The 20,325-nt window shown below is 42.5% G+C and carries 14 protein-coding genes; 1 reads left to right on the top strand and 13 read right to left on the bottom strand.

Annotated elements, in window-relative coordinates; all coding sequences use genetic code 11:
• Positions 1 to 14 precede the first annotated feature (14 nt).
• The 9 genes from gltB to FTT77_RS06905 form a co-directional block, all read right to left on the bottom strand.
• On the bottom strand, positions 15 to 4,490 hold the full coding sequence (gltB, locus tag FTT77_RS06945; RefSeq protein ID WP_180109108.1) for a glutamate synthase large subunit: 4,476 nt from the start codon (positions 4,488 to 4,490) through the stop codon (positions 15 to 17).
• A gap of 446 nt (positions 4,491 to 4,936) precedes the next feature.
• On the bottom strand, positions 4,937 to 5,776 hold the full coding sequence (locus FTT77_RS06940) for a hypothetical protein (RefSeq protein ID WP_180026108.1): 840 nt from the start codon (positions 5,774 to 5,776) through the stop codon (positions 4,937 to 4,939).
• A 7-nt stretch (positions 5,777 to 5,783) separates the two neighbouring features.
• Positions 5,784 to 6,866 (bottom strand): 3-dehydroquinate synthase, encoded by a 1,083-nt coding sequence (aroB, locus tag FTT77_RS06935; RefSeq protein ID WP_180026109.1) that lies wholly within the window; start codon positions 6,864 to 6,866, stop codon positions 5,784 to 5,786.
• A gap of 14 nt (positions 6,867 to 6,880) precedes the next feature.
• On the bottom strand, positions 6,881 to 7,426 hold the full coding sequence (aroK, locus tag FTT77_RS06930) for a shikimate kinase AroK (protein WP_078189378.1): 546 nt from the start codon (positions 7,424 to 7,426) through the stop codon (positions 6,881 to 6,883).
• A gap of 36 nt (positions 7,427 to 7,462) precedes the next feature.
• On the bottom strand, positions 7,463 to 9,598 hold the full coding sequence (gene pilQ, locus FTT77_RS06925) for a type IV pilus secretin PilQ (protein WP_180026128.1): 2,136 nt from the start codon (positions 9,596 to 9,598) through the stop codon (positions 7,463 to 7,465).
• Positions 9,599 to 9,659: 61 nt separating this feature from the next.
• On the bottom strand, positions 9,660 to 10,187 hold the full coding sequence (locus FTT77_RS06920) for a pilus assembly protein PilP (protein WP_078192530.1): 528 nt from the start codon (positions 10,185 to 10,187) through the stop codon (positions 9,660 to 9,662).
• Positions 10,184 to 10,906, bottom strand: a complete 723-nt coding sequence (locus tag FTT77_RS06915; protein WP_078189381.1) for a type 4a pilus biogenesis protein PilO — start codon at positions 10,904 to 10,906, stop codon at positions 10,184 to 10,186. Before FTT77_RS06915 ends, FTT77_RS06920 begins: the two co-directional genes overlap by 4 nt.
• Positions 10,903 to 11,589, bottom strand: a complete 687-nt coding sequence (locus FTT77_RS06910) for a PilN domain-containing protein (RefSeq protein ID WP_180026110.1) — start codon at positions 11,587 to 11,589, stop codon at positions 10,903 to 10,905. Before FTT77_RS06910 ends, FTT77_RS06915 begins: the two co-directional genes overlap by 4 nt.
• Positions 11,589 to 12,647, bottom strand: coding sequence for a pilus assembly protein PilM (locus FTT77_RS06905; RefSeq protein ID WP_078192532.1), 1,059 nt, complete (start codon positions 12,645 to 12,647; stop codon positions 11,589 to 11,591). Before FTT77_RS06905 ends, FTT77_RS06910 begins: the two co-directional genes overlap by 1 nt.
• A 165-nt stretch (positions 12,648 to 12,812) precedes the next feature.
• Here FTT77_RS06905 and ponA point away from each other — a divergent pair, with 165 nt between their 5' ends.
• Positions 12,813 to 15,353: a penicillin-binding protein PBP1a gene (gene ponA / locus FTT77_RS06900; protein WP_180026111.1), complete on the top strand. Its 2,541-nt coding sequence runs from the start codon at positions 12,813 to 12,815 to the stop codon at positions 15,351 to 15,353.
• Between the two features lie 56 nt (positions 15,354 to 15,409).
• On the opposite strand, the gene FTT77_RS06895 is transcribed toward ponA, so the two are convergent.
• The 4 genes from FTT77_RS06895 to FTT77_RS06880 all read right to left on the bottom strand — a co-directional run bounded on the left by FTT77_RS06895 (position 15,410) and on the right by FTT77_RS06880 (position 20,324).
• Entirely contained in the window at positions 15,410 to 16,213 is an 804-nt protein-coding gene (locus FTT77_RS06895) for a putative RNA methyltransferase (protein WP_180021660.1), read from the bottom strand.
• Positions 16,214 to 16,290: 77 nt separating this feature from the next.
• On the bottom strand, positions 16,291 to 17,409 hold the full coding sequence (mraY, locus tag FTT77_RS06890; protein ID WP_078189386.1) for a phospho-N-acetylmuramoyl-pentapeptide-transferase: 1,119 nt from the start codon (positions 17,407 to 17,409) through the stop codon (positions 16,291 to 16,293).
• Complete coding sequence (gene murF / locus FTT77_RS06885; protein ID WP_078192536.1) at positions 17,409 to 18,818, bottom strand: UDP-N-acetylmuramoyl-tripeptide--D-alanyl-D-alanine ligase; 1,410 nt, start codon at positions 18,816 to 18,818, stop codon at positions 17,409 to 17,411. Before murF ends, mraY begins: the two co-directional genes overlap by 1 nt.
• Before the next feature lie 9 nt (positions 18,819 to 18,827).
• The gene (locus tag FTT77_RS06880; RefSeq protein ID WP_180026112.1) at positions 18,828 to 20,324 is read right to left on the bottom strand and encodes a UDP-N-acetylmuramoyl-L-alanyl-D-glutamate--2,6-diaminopimelate ligase; all 1,497 of its coding nucleotides are present in this window, start codon (positions 20,322 to 20,324) and stop codon (positions 18,828 to 18,830) included.
• Between the last annotated feature and the right edge of the window lies 1 nt (position 20,325).

Genomic DNA, 20,325 nt, shown 5'->3' with positions numbered 1-20,325 from the left:
CTGCAGTAGTGGAATTATTGTGGATCAGCTTGAGTTGTTTTCAACAAAGTCTGCAAATTAGCAGCTTTTGGTTTCACAAGCCAGAATTTGCGGCTATAGAAGTCAAACTCGTTGCGGATCTTATACGCCCAAGCACTACCTGTTTCTTTAATATGTTCATCTAAGATACGGCACAAGAACTCTTTGTGTTCTTCCATCGATTCTGTAGAGATACGGTTCAATTCAATCAGTTCGTGGTTGTAATGGTCAACAAAGTCATTGTCCAGGTCGAGCACATAAGCGAAACCGCCTGTCATACCCGCACCAAAGTTATGACCCACTTTACCCAATACAGTCACGATACCACCCGTCATGTATTCACAGCAGTGGTCGCCTGCACCTTCAATCACGGCAAACGCACCTGAGTTACGTACAGCAAAACGCTCGCCTGCTGTACCTGCAGCAAACAATTTACCGCCTGTTGCACCATACAAACAGGTGTTACCAATAATCGCAGTATTTTGCGTTTGGAACGGTGAACCTTTCGGTGGGAAGATTGAGATACGACCGCCCGCCATACCTTTACCCACGTAGTCATTCGCATCGCCCTCTAGGCTGATGTGTAAACCACCTGCGTTCCAAACACCCAATGACTGACCTGCAGTCCCTGTTAATTTAACTTTAACAGGATGCGCTTCCATGCTGAGGTTGCCATAACGTTTTGCAATCTCACCCGAAATACGCGCGCCAATTGAACGGTCACAGTTACCAATAGTGAAACCGTATTCACCGCCTGTGCCTGCTTCAATCGCTGGCAGCATTTCAGCTACCATTTTCTCAGCCAATAAGCCTTTATCGAATGGTGCATTGCCTTGTACTTCACAGTACTGTGCTTTGCCTTCAGCCGCAGGATGCGATTGGAGCAATGCGCTCAAATCAAGGTGTGCATGTTTTTCAGTTTCACCCGGAAGCATTTCCAGTAAATCTGTACGACCAATCAAATCTTTCAGACTTGAAACGCCTAGCGCTGCTAACCATTCACGTGTTTCTTCCGCAATAAAGTGGAAGAAATTGATCAGCATTTCAGGCTCACCGATATAGTGTTCCTGGCGTAAATGGTCTTGCTGAGTTGCAACACCAGTCGCACAGTTGTTTAAGTGGCAAATACGCAGGTATTTACAACCCAATGCGATCATCGGTGTAGAACCGAAACCGAAACTTTCTGCCCCAAGAATCGCTGCTTTCACAACGTCTAGACCCGTTTTCAAGCCGCCATCGGTTTGTACACGGACCTTGCCACGCAGGTCATTCACACGAAGCGCCTGATGCGCCTCAGATAGACCAAGTTCCCATGGTGAACCTGCATGGTGAATTGAAGAAAGTGGAGAAGCCGCTGTACCGCCGTCATAACCAGAAATGGTAATGAAGTCTGCGTATGCTTTTGCTACACCTGCCGCAATCGTACCAACACCCGGCTCAGAAACCAGCTTAACGGACACCATCGCCTGTGGGTTAACCTGTTTTAAATCGAAAATTAACTGTGATAAATCTTCGATTGAGTAGATGTCGTGATGCGGCGGTGGAGAAATTAATGTCACACCCGGTACTGAGTAACGTAAACGTGCAATTAAGCCATTCACTTTACCGCCCGGCAACTGACCACCTTCACCTGGTTTTGCACCTTGTGCCACTTTAATTTGAAGGACTTCTGCAGAAGTTAGGTATGCAGGGGTCACACCAAAACGGCCAGATGCAATTTGTTTGATTTTCGAGTTACGGATAGTGCCGTAACGCGCTGGGTCTTCGCCGCCCTCACCCGAGTTCGAGCGACCGCCAATGGTATTCATTGCGATTGCAATGGCTTCGTGCGCTTCAGGTGATAAAGCACCTAAAGACATCCCTGCCGAGTCAAAACGCGGCAGAATTTCTTCTACGGATTCAACTTGATCGAGTGCAATCGATTGATCTGTTTTCAGCTTGAATAAGTCACGAATCGTCGCGATTGGACGGTTATTCACTAGCTCTGCGTATTCTTTAAAGTCCGCATAATTACCAGAACGCACAGATTTATGCAGCGCATTGATCACGTCTGGGTTAAATGCGTGATATTCCTTACCGAATACAAATTTCAGCATACCGCCTTGATCGATTGGCTTACGTGATTTCCACGCCAAATCTGCCAATTTTTTCAAGTCATTTTCTAGATCAGAGAATGTTGCGCCTTTAATACGGCTCGGTACGCCAGTGAAGCATTTTGCAACCACTTCATCAGAGAGGCCGACCGCTTCAAACAACTGACCGCCACGGTAAGAGGCAACAGTAGAAATACCCATCTTAGAAAGGACTTTCAATAAGCCTTTCTCAATACCTTTACGGAAGTTAGCTTGCGCATGAATTGGATCACCCAATAACTCACCTTTCGCGATCAAGTCATTGATCACGTCATAAGCCAAGTATGGATAGATCGCAGTCGCACCGAAACCAAGAATCACCGCAAACTGATGTGCATCACGCGCCAAACCAGTTTCGACAATAATGTTAGCATCGGTACGTAGACCCACATTGATTAAATAGTGGTGAACCGCGCCAGTTGCCATCAATGCATTTGCAGGTAAGAAACCTTGACGGATTTTCTTATCAGACAATACAAGTAATGTCTTTCCATCGCGAATCGCTTGCGCAGATTCTTCACAAATACGTGCGATGGCAGCTTCTAAGCCTTCATCTTCTGCATAGTTCAGGTCGATATCTGCAATCTCGTAACCTTTACGACCAAGGGTACGGATTTGATGCATTTTCGAATTTGACAATACTGGGCTTGAAATGATCAGACGATCTGCATGCTCTGGACCTTGTTCAAATACATTTTGTTCACGGCCGAGGCATGTCTCTAACGACATTACGATCGATTCACGTAATGGATCGATTGGCGGATTCGTAACCTGAGCGAACTGCTGACGGAAGTAGTCAGACACATGGCGCACCTGACGAGACAATACTGCCATTGGCGTATCATCACCCATTGAGCCCACGGCTTCCTGACCACTTTCAGCGATTGGACGAAGCAATTGGTCACGTTCTTCAAATGTCACCATGAACATTTTTTGTGAAGCTTTCAGGTCATCACCTTTTAAGCCTTGATCACATAAATATTCTTCTAGCTCTGGACTGCCTTGTACACGTACTGAGTTTTCACGTAACCACTGACGGTACGGACGCATACGTTTGAGGTGATTACTCACATCTTGAGTATCGAGCATTTTGCCGGTAAAGGTATCAATCACCAAGATTTGACCCGGACCGACACGGCCTTTAGACACAACGTCTTCTGGTTCATAACCCCAAACACCAATTTCGGATGCCAAAGTAATGTAACCATTTTTGGTAATCACCCAACGTGCTGGACGTAAACCATTACGGTCAAGCATACAAATCGCATGACGACCATCTTGAATTACCAGACCTGCTGGACCATCCCAAGCTTCCATATGTTTTGAGTTGAATTCATAGAATGCACGTAAATCCGCATCTAAAGTTTCAACGTTTTGCCAAGCTGGTGGAACCAACATGCGCAGCGCACGGAACAAATCCATACCGCCACCAACAAGGATTTCCAGCATATTGTCTAAGCTTGAAGAATCCGAACCTGTACGGTTTACAATTGGATTCAGCTCAGTTAAACCCGGCAATAATGGGTTTTCAAATTTTGGTGTACGCGCCATCGCCCAGTTACGGTTTGCGGTAATGGTGTTAATTTCACCATTGTGCGCCAAGTAACGGAACGGCTGTGCCAAAGGCCAACGCGGCAATGTATTGGTTGAGAAGCGCTGATGGAATACCACGATGTGTGACTTTAAACGCTCATCAGCAAGATCGGTATAGAAGTCAGCAATCGCTGCTGGCATCATCAAACCTTTATAGCTGATCACAGTTGAGCATAAAGTGGTTACATAGAAGTATGGGTCAGCAGTCAGTTGTTGTTCTGCACGACGACGTGCCATCACCAACTTACGGTTGAATTCAACCTCTGAAACACCCATTGGGCAATTCACGATAATTTGTTCAAAGGCAGGCAATGACTGCATCGCGATTGAACCCAATGCATCGTTATTGGTTGGCACAACACGCCAAGCGATGACTTTACAGCCTTCGTCTTCGATTTCTTTGGTTAAAATTTGTTTTGCATGTGCGGCTAATGCAGGGTCTAGATTTAGAAATACCGTACCCACAGCAAAGATTTCACTCAATGTAATGTCACTGAGTTTTTTCGCTTCTTCACGGAAAAATTCTTTGGGCATAGCAAGGAGTAGACCACAACCGTCACCGGTTTTGCCATCTGCGGCAATACCACCACGGTGGGTCATACAACTTAAACTATGCATTGCGGTTTTGACGAGATCATGGCTTGCATCACCCTGCATATGGGCGATTAAACCGAAACCACAGTTATCTTTAAACTCATCCGGTTGGTATAAACCTTGAGCGGGAGCTACAGTATTAGGCGATGGCATGTGCATAGCGTACCCTTCTTTTCTTTACAGCTCTTTCGAGCACTTAACAAACTAATTTCTTGTTGCGATTCGTCTTAACTTACTCACATGAATTGTTCTGTCGAGCAAAATTATTTCTTATTCACACCCTTAAGATAAACCGAATTCATCTTTGATGCATGAATAAAAAGTCAAATTTTCTGCTTTTGCAGTTCAGATCAGGGATAACGACTGGATTAATGACTTCGCACTTTTATCGAATCATTTTCGCGCCAAAACAGGGAGAAAAGTTCAATTTACGCACCAATTAAGCAATTTATATGCCAACTTGATGCATTTTCTCCTAAGATGGCTGATTACAAGCATTTTTTAGTTATAACAAATAATTCAAATTGTTCTTTTTTTATTTTATGCACTTTTTCTGTGCAGTTTAAGCTTTTCCTAAGACGTCTTGCGCTATTTTAGAACTAATTAAAAGGATCGGTTACTTCTTGTTCTACCGGTGCAGGTTTTGGACGTGGTGCATCTACACTACTTTGTGATTTTTGCACATCAATCACATTTCCTTCAGCATCTCGACGTGTCACCGTAGTACTTGTCGTTGCATTAGTTGGTGTTGTTACCGTCGTTGCAGCCGCTGCTTTTCGTGCGGCGATTTGAGCTTCATCAATTTTCGGTAAAGGTACAGATTTTAATTTAACAGCATATAACTTTTGACTCGACGACATTTCTTCCGTGCCTAAGTCATTCACATATGCTTGATATTGTTTAAATTCAACAACCTCAGGTTTGATTGAAGCAGGCAAAGCGATGTTGAGGCTCGACATTGCAGCTTTGGCATCATTTTGCGACGAATATGGTCCTGTTAAAATGACGTATTGCTCAGGATGGTCTTCACCAGAAAGACGTAGATAAATAAATTTGTGACGCTCAGGCTGCTTACGTAAGAAGCTTTTTAAAATATCTTCTTCAGAAACCCGAAATAATTCAACACCATAAAGTTTGGCAGAATCATTGATAAATTTAGTGCCGCGAAATTCTGGCTCATGTTGAGCTGTAGCAACCACACGTGTCGTCATATCCAGCGGACGCACTTCTTCATTTAATGCACCAAGATGGGACATTGCCGCCACTTTCTCGGGCTGAATTTGCAAATCCACTTCAGTTTCAGCTTGTTTTTCAACTTCAACCAATTCTTTGGTATCTGTAATCGCCCAGAAAACCAATGCAGCGAACAGACACACAGCTCCACCCACCAACCATGCGTAGTGATGAACTTTTTGCCATTGAGACTGCCGCGCTGCCATGATGTACCTACTCTGCCTGATTTGCCAAAATTGCCTGTTTCATTAACTCAACATCAAACTCTTTGGTGATGATGGCCTGACCTAATGATTTCAGTAAAATAAGTCGTAATTGCCCATTCAATACTTTTTTATCATGAGACATATACGCCAAAAAATCCTCTAGCGGAATTTTAGGGCAAACTATCGGTAATTGTGCACGTAAAATGATTTTTTTTGTACGTTCTAAATCTTCAGCAGTGATCCAACCCATACGCTGGGACAAATCTGCAGCCATTACCATCCCTGTTGCAACGGCTTCACCATGTAACCATTCACCATATCCCAAGTACGATTCAATCGCATGACCAAAGGTATGACCCAGGTTTAATAACGCACGTTCGCCTTGTTCTTTTTCGTCATTGGCCACAATACGCGCTTTATGAGCACATGAACGATAAACCGCTTCAGCCAACAAGGTTGCATCACCTGCAACTAAAGCATCCACATGCTGTTCAAGCCAAGCTAAGAATTCAACATCACCTAACAATGCATATTTGATCACTTCGGCCAAACCTGCAGAAAGTTCACGCGCTGGCAAAGTTTTTAATTGCGCCATATCCGCAAGGACCACTTGGGGTTGCTGAAAGGCACCAATCATGTTTTTACCCAGTGGATGGTTAATCCCGGTTTTTCCACCGACACTTGAATCCACTTGAGACAGCAAAGTCGTCGGCACTTGAATAAAATACACACCGCGTTGATAGCATGCAGAGGCAAAACCGGTCATATCTCCAATGACACCACCACCTAATGCCAAAACCGTACAATCGCGGTTAAAGCCTGCTTCGAGCAAGGCATCAAAAATTAAATTCAAATGGTCTAAATTTTTATACTTTTCACCATCAGGCAAAATACATGTCGCAACAGTTTTCCCTAATGCCTCAATTGCTTCTACATAATGTTTTAAATAGAGCGGGGCCACTGTGGTATTAGAGACAATCATCACTTGTTTACCCTGAATATAAGGCTCAAGTAAAGTTTGTGGATTAAGGTCACTCCCAATAAAAATAGGGTAGCGACGATCACCGAGTTCAACATGTAAGGTTTGCATGAATTTAACCTTTTCTAACGAGATATATTTTGTGAAACAATTAAATTAAAAATTTTTTGCGCAAGATCTCTCGCAGCACCTTGATTGGTTTCAATAATATAGTGCGCGACTTCACGATAAAGCGGATCACGGGCAGCCAATAAATCTCGTAGCTTTTGCTCTGGATTTTCCACTTGAAGAAGTGGGCGATTTTTGTCGCGGTAGGTTCGTTGTAACTGAATTTCCACCGGAGTATATAGATAAACAACAATACCACGTTGTTTTAAAAATTCACGATTTGGGGGCTGAGTCACAGCACCACCGCCAGTCGCTAAGACCAGTTGTTTCTTTGCAGTTAACTCATCAATGACATTCGTTTCACGACTTCTAAAGCCTTTTTCCCCTTCCTTTTCAAAAATCCAAGGAATGGTCGCACCTGTTTTACGTTCAATTTCATGATCACTGTCTAGAAATTCACGTCCTAACAATTCTGCTAAATGTCGCCCTACGGTTGTTTTTCCTGCCCCCATTGGCCCTACCAAATAGATATTTGGTAGGGTTTCAAACTCTTTGCTTGGCAAGGAGTCACCTATTTCTTTTGTTAAATTGAAAATATATTAATGATTTCTCGTAACACTGTCATTAACAATTCGCGGAGTAACAAAAATCAGCAACTCTCTCTTTTTATCAGATTTCATATCTTTACGGAAAAGTCTTCCTACATATGGTAAATCTCCAAGGAAAGGAACCTTCGTTTGATTGACAGAATTTTCTTGTTCGAATATTCCACCAAGAACAACAGTCTCTCCATTGTTGACCAAGACATCAGTATTAATTTCATTTTTATTTAGGATAATTTCACCATTTTGCGCATAACCAGCTGGTGAATCACTCTTAATATTCAGCTTCATTTGAACTTTACCATCAGGAGTAATGCTAGGCGTGACATCAAGACTTAATAAAGCTTCTTTAAACTCAGTAGAAGAGGTCGCATTTGAACCGGTACCCGTTGTGGTTTGATACGGAATCTCTTGACCTGATGCAACTTTGGCCTGTTGTTTATCCGCTGTCAGTACTTTTGGTGTAGAAATGACTTCACCATAACCATCCGCTTGTAAAGCAGAAAGTTCTAAATCCAACATAAAATCAGAAAGACTAATCAAGCCAAAGGCAATTCGGCTCGCCCCCTCAGCAGTTACACCTAAGTCCACGTTTAAGTTACTTGGACGTTGAATGGTATATTTCCCATCATCATCTGGCGTTTTTAAGTCCCAAAGTGTGGTATCACTACCACCTACCAATAAGTGGTCATTTTGGTTAATCCCTTGAGACAGGATTCCCCATTTCACTCCCATTTCTTTCGTAAAGTCGGTAGACGCTTTTACAATACGCGCCTCGACCATGACTTGCTTGACGGAAACATCCAATAAATCAATCATTTTACGTATTTGATCAATTTTTTGTGATGTGTCATTAATAATCAGCATATTAGTACGAGGATCTACAGAAACTGTTCCTCGTGGGCTTAATAAAGAACCAATACTGTCACCTAAAGGGTCTGTATTGTTAGAATTAGAATTAGAATTAGAATTAGAATTCGAGTTTTTTGAATTACGACCTTCGGTAATTAACTTTTCTATATCTACGGCTTTAGCATAGCTAAGTTGAATATACTCAGTTTGTAACGGTGCCAATTTAACACTTTGTGCAATAGCTTTAGCTTCTTCTTCTTCCGCTTTAATCAACTCAGATACAGGCGCAATCCAAATCACATTACCATTACGACGTTTATCCAAATTCTTGGTTTTCAAAACAATGTCTAGCGCTTGATCCCAAGGCACGTCTTTCAAACGAAGTGTAATATTCCCTTGTACGGTATCAGCAGCAACCATATTAATTTCGGTGAAATCAGCCAAAAGTTGTAGCACACGACGTACTTCAATATCTTGGAAGTCTAATGAAATTTTCTTACCGGTGTAATGATTTGCGGCTTTAGGACGTAATGGATTCTTATCTTCCGGACGTTTCAAACTCACCGTTAATTTATTATCCGTTTGATACGCCATATATTCATAGCTACCCGTCGACTGAATGGTAATCACCCCATTACCGCCATCATTATGTGCATCAACCGTAGCAACTGGCGTTGCAAAATCATTGACATTTAAACGGCGCGTCAAATGTGCAGGTACTTTATTGCCTAAAGTACGGATCACCACTTTACTGCCTTGCTGTTGAACATCAACGGGAGTATTTCCACCCAGTAAATCAACAACAACTTGACCTTCACCATTAGAACCACGGTGGAAACCAATATTTGAGATGCCCTGTTGCTGACGTTGTGCTACAGGCTGTACATAATTTGCAGCTTGTGCAGAGTTGATTTTTAAAATAAAGGTATTACCTTCAACACGCGTGGTAAAAGCACCAGCATTGGCTAAATTCACAGTTAAGCGCGCACGTTGTGCATCCGAACTCACATCCACAGTGCTCGCTTCAGCCGTTGCAACAGGAATTGAACTTTGTTTTAAATTTTGCTGTGCTTTATCAAAGTCTAAAACTAGTCGTGATGGTTGATCGAGTTGATAAGCTTGTGGTTGCGGCGGCAAGCCATTAAACATCACGCGAATTTCAGTCCCTTGACCTGGAATTTGCATTGGTACCACATTGGTTACACTCACCTGAGCATTGGCAACTTGCATCATCGCCATTGCAACAGCCCCCATCGAAAACTGACGAAACACATGATTCATTGTATTGCCATCCCCAAAAATAAAATCTTGTACACTATTCTTCATTTTTATTCCTTTAAGCTTAAGGTGCTGGTCCAATTAATATGAGACTTCTAGGACGCTCTACATATCCTTCTCGCCCATCCGGAATAATCTCAATCAAATCAATCTGAGTCGGGGTAATATTTACCACTCGACCATGATTGAGCCCCATATAACTTCCACGTTGAATACGCTCAACTTCACCATCAGGTGTCTGAATCAAGGCTAATATTTGCCCAGATTGGTTACGCATACTACCCTTCATATTCAGGGTTTCGAGTGCATAACTCTCCAAAGGTTGAGGCTGACGGCTCAAGTTTGGATAAACACGCTTACCTGCCATGATTTTAAGTTCTGCTGCCAATGAACTTGGCAAGAACGGACTTTTTAAAGAGTGCGCCGCATAATTAAAAGTTTCGACAGGTACAAAATCTGGCGCAGGTTCAATCGCTAGTGGAGCTTGATTGCGTATATTTGCCATCTCTTGATTGACCACATCAATACGTGATTCACAACCAGCCAATACAAATCCAACCATCACAGAAAGTGCCAATTTATTCATTTTCATTTTGGAGCCTCCTGTGTGCTTGCTGAATCTGCAGCTTTCGCAGCACTTTCAGTATTCCCTTCATAACGATATGTTTTTGCAGAAATCACATAGTCAATTTTTGGAATATCTGAGTTCTTTTCTTTATTTTCAGTTGCTGTAATCGTTAAATTATGCAAAGTCACAATCCGTGAGAGCCCCGCAATACCACTTACAAATGAACCAAAGGCGTGGTAATCACCTGTTGCCTCAATATGAATCGGCTGTTCCGTAAAGAACTCTTGCTTCACTTCAGGCTCAAGACGAATAATTTTAAATTTCAATCCAGAATTCACGCCTGTTAAGTTGATATCTTCAACCAAACCTGGAATTTCAGTTTCTTTCGGCAATTGTTCTAACTGTTGATTAAAACGTGCTTCCATATCCTGCAACTGCAATTGATATTGTTGCAAATTACGTAGTTTTGAATCTTTTTCACGAAACTCATTTAACAAATTTTGTTCTTGTGCATTGGCACTTGAAATAGCTTCAATCTTGCCTTTAATCGCCAAGAAATAGCCCAAAATTGCCACAAGGATAATGATAAAAATCCAACATGTAATTTTGACTGAAATTGGCCAACTACCATAGTTATTCGGATCTAGCGTATTGAACTGCTGTACAAACTTATCAAAAGTCATTTTCTTTTTCGGAATAACCACAGCATCTTGATTCAATTGTTCAAATTCATCACGACTCATTTTGCAGCCTCCGGAGTTGGTTCTGCTGCAGTTTGTGCGTCAGATGTTTGCGCCGATGAAGCTGACTGTCCTGCATTTGCTGCTGGATCATTAATGGTCGGCTGCGCAATTTGCTCCAAATCAGCAGTCACAGTAAATGCACCATAAGATTCTTCTACGCGAGGAACCACTGACGTCGGCGCTTTGTCTTTTTTCTCTTCCGCCACAAGGAATGAGCTCATGAAGGCATTACGATACCAAGGTGATGCTTCCAAATTACGCAGTAGATCTGCAACAGTGTTTGGACTTTCCGCACGCCCTTCGATCATAAATTTGTCGCCATTACGTTCAAATTTTGTGATGTACATATTGGCAGGTGTCACACGAACCAATTCATCTACAAGATGTACAGCGATTGGACGTTGACCTTGTAAGCCTTGAATCAACTTCATTCGTTCAATAATGGCATTACGCTGTTCCTGTAAACCATCCAAAGACTTTAATTGAACATCTAAGTTTTGGTTATGACTGATAATCAATTGGTTCGCTTGTTCTTGATCTTTTAATTTGTGATCAAAGTACAACCATGTTAAACCCACCCCAATTACCCCAATTAAGAAAGCCCCAATACAAAGTGCAATAAATTCTTTTTTTCGTTTCTCTCTTAGCTCATCACGCCAAGGGAGCAAGTTAATTTTTGCCATTAATCAAAACTCCTCAATGCTAGACCGCATGCCACCATGAGTGATGAGGCATCATTTTCAATTTTTTTAATATCAATTTGAGGTGAAAAACCCATTTGTAAGAATGGATTGGCAATCGTGACGCGGTAACCCAATTTTTGTTGAAGTAATTTTGCAAGCCCCGGAATATTGGCATTCCCCCCTGCCAATAAAATATGGTCAATTTCGTTGAACTGTGAAGATGAGAAAAAGAACTGTAAAGAACGTGCTGCTTGTTGAACGACAGCTTCTAAGAAGGGTTCTAAGACTTCGATATCATAATCATCTGGCAAGGCACGTGTTTTTTTCGCTCGACCTGCTTCTTCGAAAGACAATGCATAGCGATTTTGAATTTCCTGTGTCAATTGTTTGCCACCAAACACTTGCTCACGGGTATAAATCACTTTGTTATTCTGCATGACAGATAAGGTCGTCATACTATGACCAATATCTAAAATACCCACGGTATTCACACCCATTGGCAAAGTATCTGAGAAAACTTTAAATGCATTTTCAATTGCAAAGCTTTCTACATCACCAATTTTTGGTGTAAGACCAGCAAGCTGAATGACTTCCGCACGCGCTTCAACATTTTCAATACGCGTAGCGACAAGCAAAACATTGACACGATTTGGGTTGGACAGACGATCTGGCAAGACCTCAAAATCAAGGCTCGCTTCATCAAGTGGGAACGGAATATATTGCTCAGCATCATCACGAATCTGAATTTCACGTTCATCATCGTTCATATCTGCGTCCATTTCGATGATTTTTGTAATCACCATCGACGTTGGAACCGCCAAAGCTGCATTAGTGGTCTGCGTATTGGCCAAATTAATTGCGCGCTCTAAACAGTCACCGACAGCTTCCGGATTCAATATGTTCTTTTCAACAACACTTCCTTCTGGTAATGGCACCAAAGCATAGCTTTCTACCCAATACCGCCCACTCTTTACAGAAAGTTCCAAAACCTTAACAGAAGTCGAACTAATATCTACTCCTATTAACCCCTTATTTGGCTTACGATATAACCTGAGCACAATATAATTCCTATTATTTTTTTATCCCCAAAAAAATTAACCCACTAATTAGCATTGGTCTATAATTTTATACAGATACAATAACTCATCTAACAATCCGTATATCGAAAGGATATACTGACCACCAATTAGTTTGCCATTAGCTCTTATTAAAACTTACTTGTTATGAAAAAGCTATCTTGTTCAGGCCTTGTTCATCCATTTTTTTTGGCCATTATTATTGTTTTGGTCGCAATTCCAATGGGTTTCTATGGCATGTATCTCTATATTGCCCCGTCTTTGCCTGAAATGTCCATCTTAAAAAAGGCTCCATTATTAAAACCATTGCAAGTTTATAGTGCTGATAATGAGCTGATTGCAGAATATGGTGGCAAACTTTCGGTTCCTGTAGAGTACGACCAAATCCCGTCTCATTTCATTCATGGCTTTTTAGCTGCGGAAGATTCTTCGTTCTTTGAACACAGCGGAATTAGTTTCAAAGGATTGGGGCGTGCCGTCAGTGAAAGTATTACGGGCTCAGATGTGCAAACGGGTGGTTCAACCATTACAATGCAGGTTGCAAAAAACTATTATCTCACTCCAGAGCGTACTTTAAAACGTAAACTAACCGAAGTTTTTCTTGCTCGAAAAATTGAACAAAATCTAAGTAAAGAAGAAATTTTAACGCTGTATGTTAACAAAATCTTTTTGGGCAAAAATGCATACGGGATCGCAGCAGCTGCAAAAATTTATTATAACAAGAGCTTGCAAGATTTGAGCTTGGCTCAAATGGCAATGATTTCAGGCCTACCCAAAGCACCATCAAAATATAATCCTGTAGCCAATCCAAAACGTGCTTTAGAGCGTCGTAATTGGATTTTAGGACGTATGTTGCAATTGGGTTATATCAATCAATCGGAATATCAAAAAGCAATTGCTGAGCCAATTAATCTCGATATGCCTGACCGCGGAGTTAGCAACAAATTCCCCTATGTCGGGGAAATGGTTCGCTCTGAGCTCGTAGAAAAGTTTGGCGAACAAGCGACAGATTCTGGCTATAAAGTCTATACCACCATCAACAGCCAACGCCAAGCCTATGCTGAGCAAGCTGTGCAAGATGGTCTTGAAGCTTACGATAGACGACATGGTTGGCGTGGTGCAGAAGCACATGATGAGCCATTAAAAAACTTTATTCCATATGCCAACACATACCCTGCCGAAGTCACTAAAGTTAACAACACCAGTATCGAAGTGTTGATGCAAGACGGCAGTAGTGTGACAGTTCCATGGTCAGGTCTGTCTTGGGCACGCCCCTATCGCAATGCCAATAGTGTAGGCAATGCGCCAAGCAAAGCCTCACAAATTGTAAAAGTAAAAGATATAATTCGCCTACGTCCAAATGCTGATAAAAGCTCATGGGCTTTGGTACAAATTCCAAAAGCACAAGGTCAATTGATTGCCCTTAATCCCAACAATGGTGGTATTGAAGCCATTGTCGGTGGTTATAATTTTTATCAATCTAAATTTAACCGTGCCTTACAAGGCTGGCGTCAGCCGGGTTCAACCATTAAACCCTTTGTTTATGCTTTAGCACTTGAACGTGGCATGACTCCGTATTCCATGGTCAATGACAATCCAATTACGATTGGCAAGTGGACGCCTAAAAACTCTGACGGTCGCTATTTAGGGATGATACCTCTACGCCGTGCCCTCTATTTATCACGTAACACAGTTTCAGTTCGCTTATTACAAGTCGTCGGAATTGAACGTACTCGCCAATTATTTATGGATTTTGGCTTACAAGAAAACCAAATTCCACGTAACTACACCATTGCTTTAGGTACCCCACAGGTGTTGCCGATTCAAATGGCGACAGGTTATGCGACATTTGCCAACGGTGGATATCGTATTCAACCGCACTTTATTAGCCGTATTGAAGATGCTTATGGCAAAGTGATTTATCAAGCCAATCCTGAATATGCATGTATTCAATGTATCAATCAAAAAGACGAAGTTGAATCAGCAGATCCGACCACGCCGGATGATGAAGTGATTGAAGTCACTAATCAGGATAATAAACCTGTTGAATCGAAAATTTCAGATACTGAAGCAGCAAACTATAAACAAGCTCAGCGAATTTTGAAGTCAAGTTCGGCCTTTGATATGGCGAACATCTTGCGTGACGTGATCCAACACGGTACAGGTCGTGCGGCATTAAAAATTGGTCGCGGTGATTTAGGTGGTAAAACCGGTACAACCAATGATGCAAAAGACGCGTGGTTTGCTGGATTTAATGGAAAATTAGTCACTGTGGCTTGGGTCGGTTTTGACCAACCCTCTACCTTAGGTCGTCGTGAATATGGTGGTGTTGCAGCTCTGCCGATTTGGTCAGATTTTATGGCGAAATCACTCAAAGGCACACCTGAAGCTTGGGTGCGTTTAGACACTCATGCCAAAAATCCAATCAATCGCAATTCAGCTAAAGCGACTCAAGGTCAACCTGAACAAGATCGTGCAGCAACGCCGCCGATGGCTCAGCCGCTGTATCGTCCTGCTCCTGTTGTACCAAAACCACAGGCTACGCAAAATGATTTTGAAGATCTTCCAGGGGCTGCTGAAACCAATCTTGCACCGACTCGAACTGCGCCACCACCAATGCAGCCTAAACCACAAGGTACAGAGCATAAAACTGACGCACTTGATCATCTCATCGATCAAGTTCAGTAAATAAGCTGCATAAAAAAAGCCCTCAAACGAGGGCTTTTTTTATCACTTCCAATGCATTATTTCTTTTTAAAGAGATAAATTTGATACTGCGCTTGCAACTCAAATTGTTCATTTTTTTCTAGAGCTTCTCGACGCTCAGCTTTCACTTTATAGGCATAAGGCGTCATTGCAATTAAGTTTTTGAGATCCTGCTGAGAAAGTGACATTTTCGCTTGTACCACTTGCTCACTTTCCAATTCAAAATCATTCGCCAGTTGTTCCACAAATTTATGCGGTTCATGTAGTTTTACTTCTTCAAACAGGGCTTCACGCATTGCATAAAGATGCTCTGGCGCAGGTGTAACCACCATCAAGTGCCCCTCAGGCTTTAACACACGAAGGATTTCTTCTTGAGGAATAGGACTAAATAAACTCGTACACAAGTCAATCGAATGATCTAATACAGGTAAGGTTGCCCCTGTCCCAACCACCCAAGTCACCTCTTTATTCAGTTTAGCGGCCACTTGTACTGCATTTTTAGCGATATCGACACCCACACACTGTAATACTTCAGCTTGCATCGCATTGGTGTAATAGCCTTCACCACAGCCAATATCCAACAAGTTTTCAACACGTAACTTTTGAATCAAAGCCACTACTGCCTGTTGCAAAGGTGCATAGTGACCTGCACTTAAAAATGCTCGACGCGCCTGTACAGATTCAGGCGTATCACCCGGGTTTTTACTGTGTTTATGTTGAACCACATGTAAATTGACATAGCCTTGTTTTGCAACATCATAGCTATGATTATTTTCACAGCGCCATGTCCGCTCTGTGAGTTTCAATGCTTCACGGCATACAGGACACATCAACAGGTTCATCATTTACTCCACTATATTTTTGAAATAAAAAAACCGGCATCTGTGGGAGCAAATGCCGGTTTCGTTTATTTATTTGCTTAACGTAATTTTAAAGTCATTAGACCCAAAACTACCAGCATAATTGTGATAATCCAAAAACGAATCACCACCTGAGTTTCACGCCATCCCTTTTTCTCATAGTGATGGTGCAGCGGTGCCATTAAGAATACACGCTTGTTCCGCATACGCAGTGAGCCAATTTGCAAGAAAACAGAAATAGCTTCAACCACAAAGACACCGCCCATAATGGCAAAAACGATTTCTTGACGAACCATGACTGCGATCGTACCGAGCATCGCACCTAGAGATAAAGCACCAACATCACCCATAAAGACTTGAGCAGGATGCGCATTAAACCATAAGAATGCTAAGCCAGCACCGATCATTGCTGCACAGATCACGACAAGTTCAGATGCGTATTTCACATAAGGAATATGTAAATAATCGGCAAAACGAACATCACCAGCCAGATAAGCAAATACGCCTAAACCTGCGGCAACCAGAACGATTGGCATAATCGCCAAACCATCCAAACCATCGGTTAAGTTCACAGCATTAGATGCGCCGTTAATCACCAAATAAGTAAAGACAATAAAGCCAATACCGAGTGGAATAATAGACAATGGAATGCTAATTTCTTTAAAGAATGGAATCAGCAGATCCAACATATTTGAGGTATGTACTGGGTTTGCTTGCTGTGTCGCAATCACATAAAGTGCAATACCGGCGCCTAACGATGCCACAGAAGTCCAAAAGAATTTCTTCTTCGCAGGTAGACCGGCATTGTCTTTATAACGGATTTTAATCCAGTCATCGGCCCAGCCAACAGCACCAAAGATCACCATCACGCCAAGTACAATCCATACATAAGGGTTTGAAAGATCGGCCCAAAGTAAGGTTGAAATCCCAATAGACAGTAAAATCAACACACCGCCCATAGTCGGTGTGCCCATTTTTTTTGCATGATTTTCAGGTGCAAATGAACTGACTGCCTGACCATATTTGAGAGCTTGCAATTTGCGGATCATCACAGGTCCAAGCAACAGACCAATGGCCAATGCCGTTAAGACACTGAGTAGCGAACGAAGCGTTAAATAACGAACAACCTGAAACGAGCTGTGATAACCCGCAAGCTGCTCAAATAACCATAACAGCATTAAAGTTTCTCCATCAATTCAGCCATCAAAGTTTCCATGTGGGTATAACGAGAACCTTTAAACAGGAAACTCATGGACTGAGGCTGATGTGTTTTGACTAGACTAATTAATAACGGTAAAGCCTGTTCTTGAGTAAGAAAGGCCTGTAATTTTTTACCATATTGTGTACTGCGCGCGCCTTCTTGCACAGCAGGTGAAAACTCACCGACAGCAACGACAAATTGAAGACCAGAGTGTGATACAAGATCACGTCCCAACATGTAGTGCTGCTGTGCAGCAGATGAACCTAACTCACCAATATCCCCAATGACCATGACTTTTATGCCATCTTGCTGCGCAAGTACATCAGCAGCAGCACGCATTGAGGTTGGATTTGCATTGTAAGTATCATCAATAAACAAATAATCTTTATGTTGAATAAAGTTTAGACGGCCTTTGGCACCTGTCGCATGTTCAAGCCCCACAACGATATCATCTAAACTCACACCAATCGACAACGCGAAAGCTGCGGCTGCAGTGGCATTTTGCACATTATGTTCACCAGCAAATGGCAGTTGAACAGGACGTGCACCTTGTGGCGTATTTAAGATAAAACGTGAAGATTGAGCCTGAAGCTCCGTCTCAGTCGCAAAGACATCCCCACCCTGACCAAAACTCATTACTTGCTCAGTTTGCACAGCTTGACGAATGGCATCTGTAAAATCATCTGCCGCAGGCACAATCGAAGTTCCTGTTTTCGCTATATGTGCATAAATTTCAGACTTGGCACGACAAATGCCATCACGCCCACCAAATTCACCCATATGAGCAGTACCAATATTTAAAATACCGGCAACCTGAGGCTGTACCAAATTTGAGGTGTAATCAATTTCACCCTTATGACTGGCACCAAGCTCCATCACGGCATACTGATGTTCTGGACGCAACTCAAGTAACATCATCGGTACGCCAAGGTCATTATTTAAATTACCGCGCGTAATTAATGTTGGTGCAAGACGAGAAAGGATACTCCCGAGCATCTCTTTGGTCGTAGTTTTACCACTGCTTCCTGTCAAGGCAATCACTTTTAAAGCTGGGTTTTGGGCACGACGAAATGCACCCAAATGTCCAAGCGCCAAACGTGTATCTGCAACCACCAACTGACAAATATCCACATCGACCGGATGACTCACAATGGCAATTTCACAACCCTTTTCAGCCACTTGAGCAAGGAAGTCATGCGCATCAAAGCGTTCACCTTTCAGGGCAAGAAAAGCGTCACCTTGCTCTGCATGACGTGAGTCGGTCAAAATTCGTTTTACAGAACCTGTCGGCGCTTGATTGTTATGCCAGTGACCTTGTGTCGCTTGAACCAACTGTTCGGCAGTCCATGGTTCTAACGGAACCGTACTGGTCGTTGAAGTATGCATATCTGTTTCCTATTGCGCTGGATAAGCCGAGTCAGTGTTGTGATGCTGGGAGTCAATCGCTGATTTCACTTCCACCACATCATCAAACCAATGTCGAACACCATCAATTTCTTGATAGTTTTCATGGCCTTTACCAGCAATCACCACAATATCACCCGCTTGCGCATGGTTGACTGCGAATTTAATCGCTTCACGGCGGTCATGGATTTCATGGACAGTTTTTCCAGTAAAATCAATACCAGCCTTCATATCTGCAAAAATTTGTTCTGGGTTTTCAGTACGTGGATTATCCGAGGTAATCAACGCAATATCTGCATGGTTTAATGCCGCTTGTGTCATCAATGGACGCTTACCACGGTCACGATCACCACCACAGCCAAACACCGCCCATAGCTGTTGCGATACATGACGTTTTAAAGTCTGTAACACTTGAACTAAAGCATCTGGTGTATGTGCATAATCCACCACAAACAGGCGCTCATCATCACGGATCACTTGCATACGACCCGGTGCACCTTTTAACTTGGGCGCAGTTGCGATCAAGGCAGATAAGTCAAAACCCGCTTGCTCCGCTGAAATTAAGCTCGCCACAATATTTTCAATATTGAAGTGTCCCAATAATGGACTTTGCACCACAAATTCAGCTTGAGCAGTACGCAATTTAAATTGTGCGCCCGTTAAGCTGTATTGAATATCCGTCACTTGATAATCCGCAGCCTGACGCGTTGAATAAGTCAAAATTTTAGGCTGAGCCGGGTTTTGGCGTGCGGCATTCAGCATCACTTCTGCATGTTCATCATCGAGATTGATGACTGCAACTTTGAGCGATGGAAACTGAAACAAACGTGATTTCGCTTCAGCATAGGCTTCAAGGGTTTTATGATAATCCAAATGGTCACGACTTAAATTGCTATAAGCGGCAATTTCAATTGCACAGCCATTTAATCGACCTTGTTCTAAGCCATGCGAACTTGCCTCAATGGCAGCAAACTCTGCACCCTCAAGCGCATAGGCATGCAATGCATTTTGCATATGTAACGCATCTAAAGTGGTGTGAGAAGAGGCTTCTAAATTCGGTAAAATTCCGTTACCAGTGGTTCCCATCACTGCACATTTTTTGCCTTGCAACATGAGTAATTCAGCGATTAAACGAGAGATCGTGGTTTTACCATTGGTACCCGTCACTGCCAAAATTCGTGCAGCTTGAACCGGTTGAGTCGTCTGTAAATATTGCTTTTGCCACTGCCCCATCAATTGACGCACATCCGCAATCACAACACTTTGATCCAAGCCCAAATCAGTTTCTGAAATGACAGCCAACGCGCCATTCTCTAACGCTGTACGTGCAAATTGTGCTGTTTTTTCAGGTTGCGAAAACGAAGTCAGGGCAATAAATATTTGCCCTGCTGTAACTTTGCGACTATCCAGATTGAAGCCCTGAAAGGATTGCGACATCCATTCAGCGGGCTGTTCAACGGTGTATAGATCTTGAAACGTAATTTTCATT

It is taken from the genome of Acinetobacter sp. YH01010, from assembly GCF_013420775.1.
GTDB lineage: Bacteria > Pseudomonadota > Gammaproteobacteria > Pseudomonadales > Moraxellaceae > Acinetobacter > Acinetobacter amyesii.
This window is presented reverse-complemented; position numbering and strand designations above follow the sequence as displayed.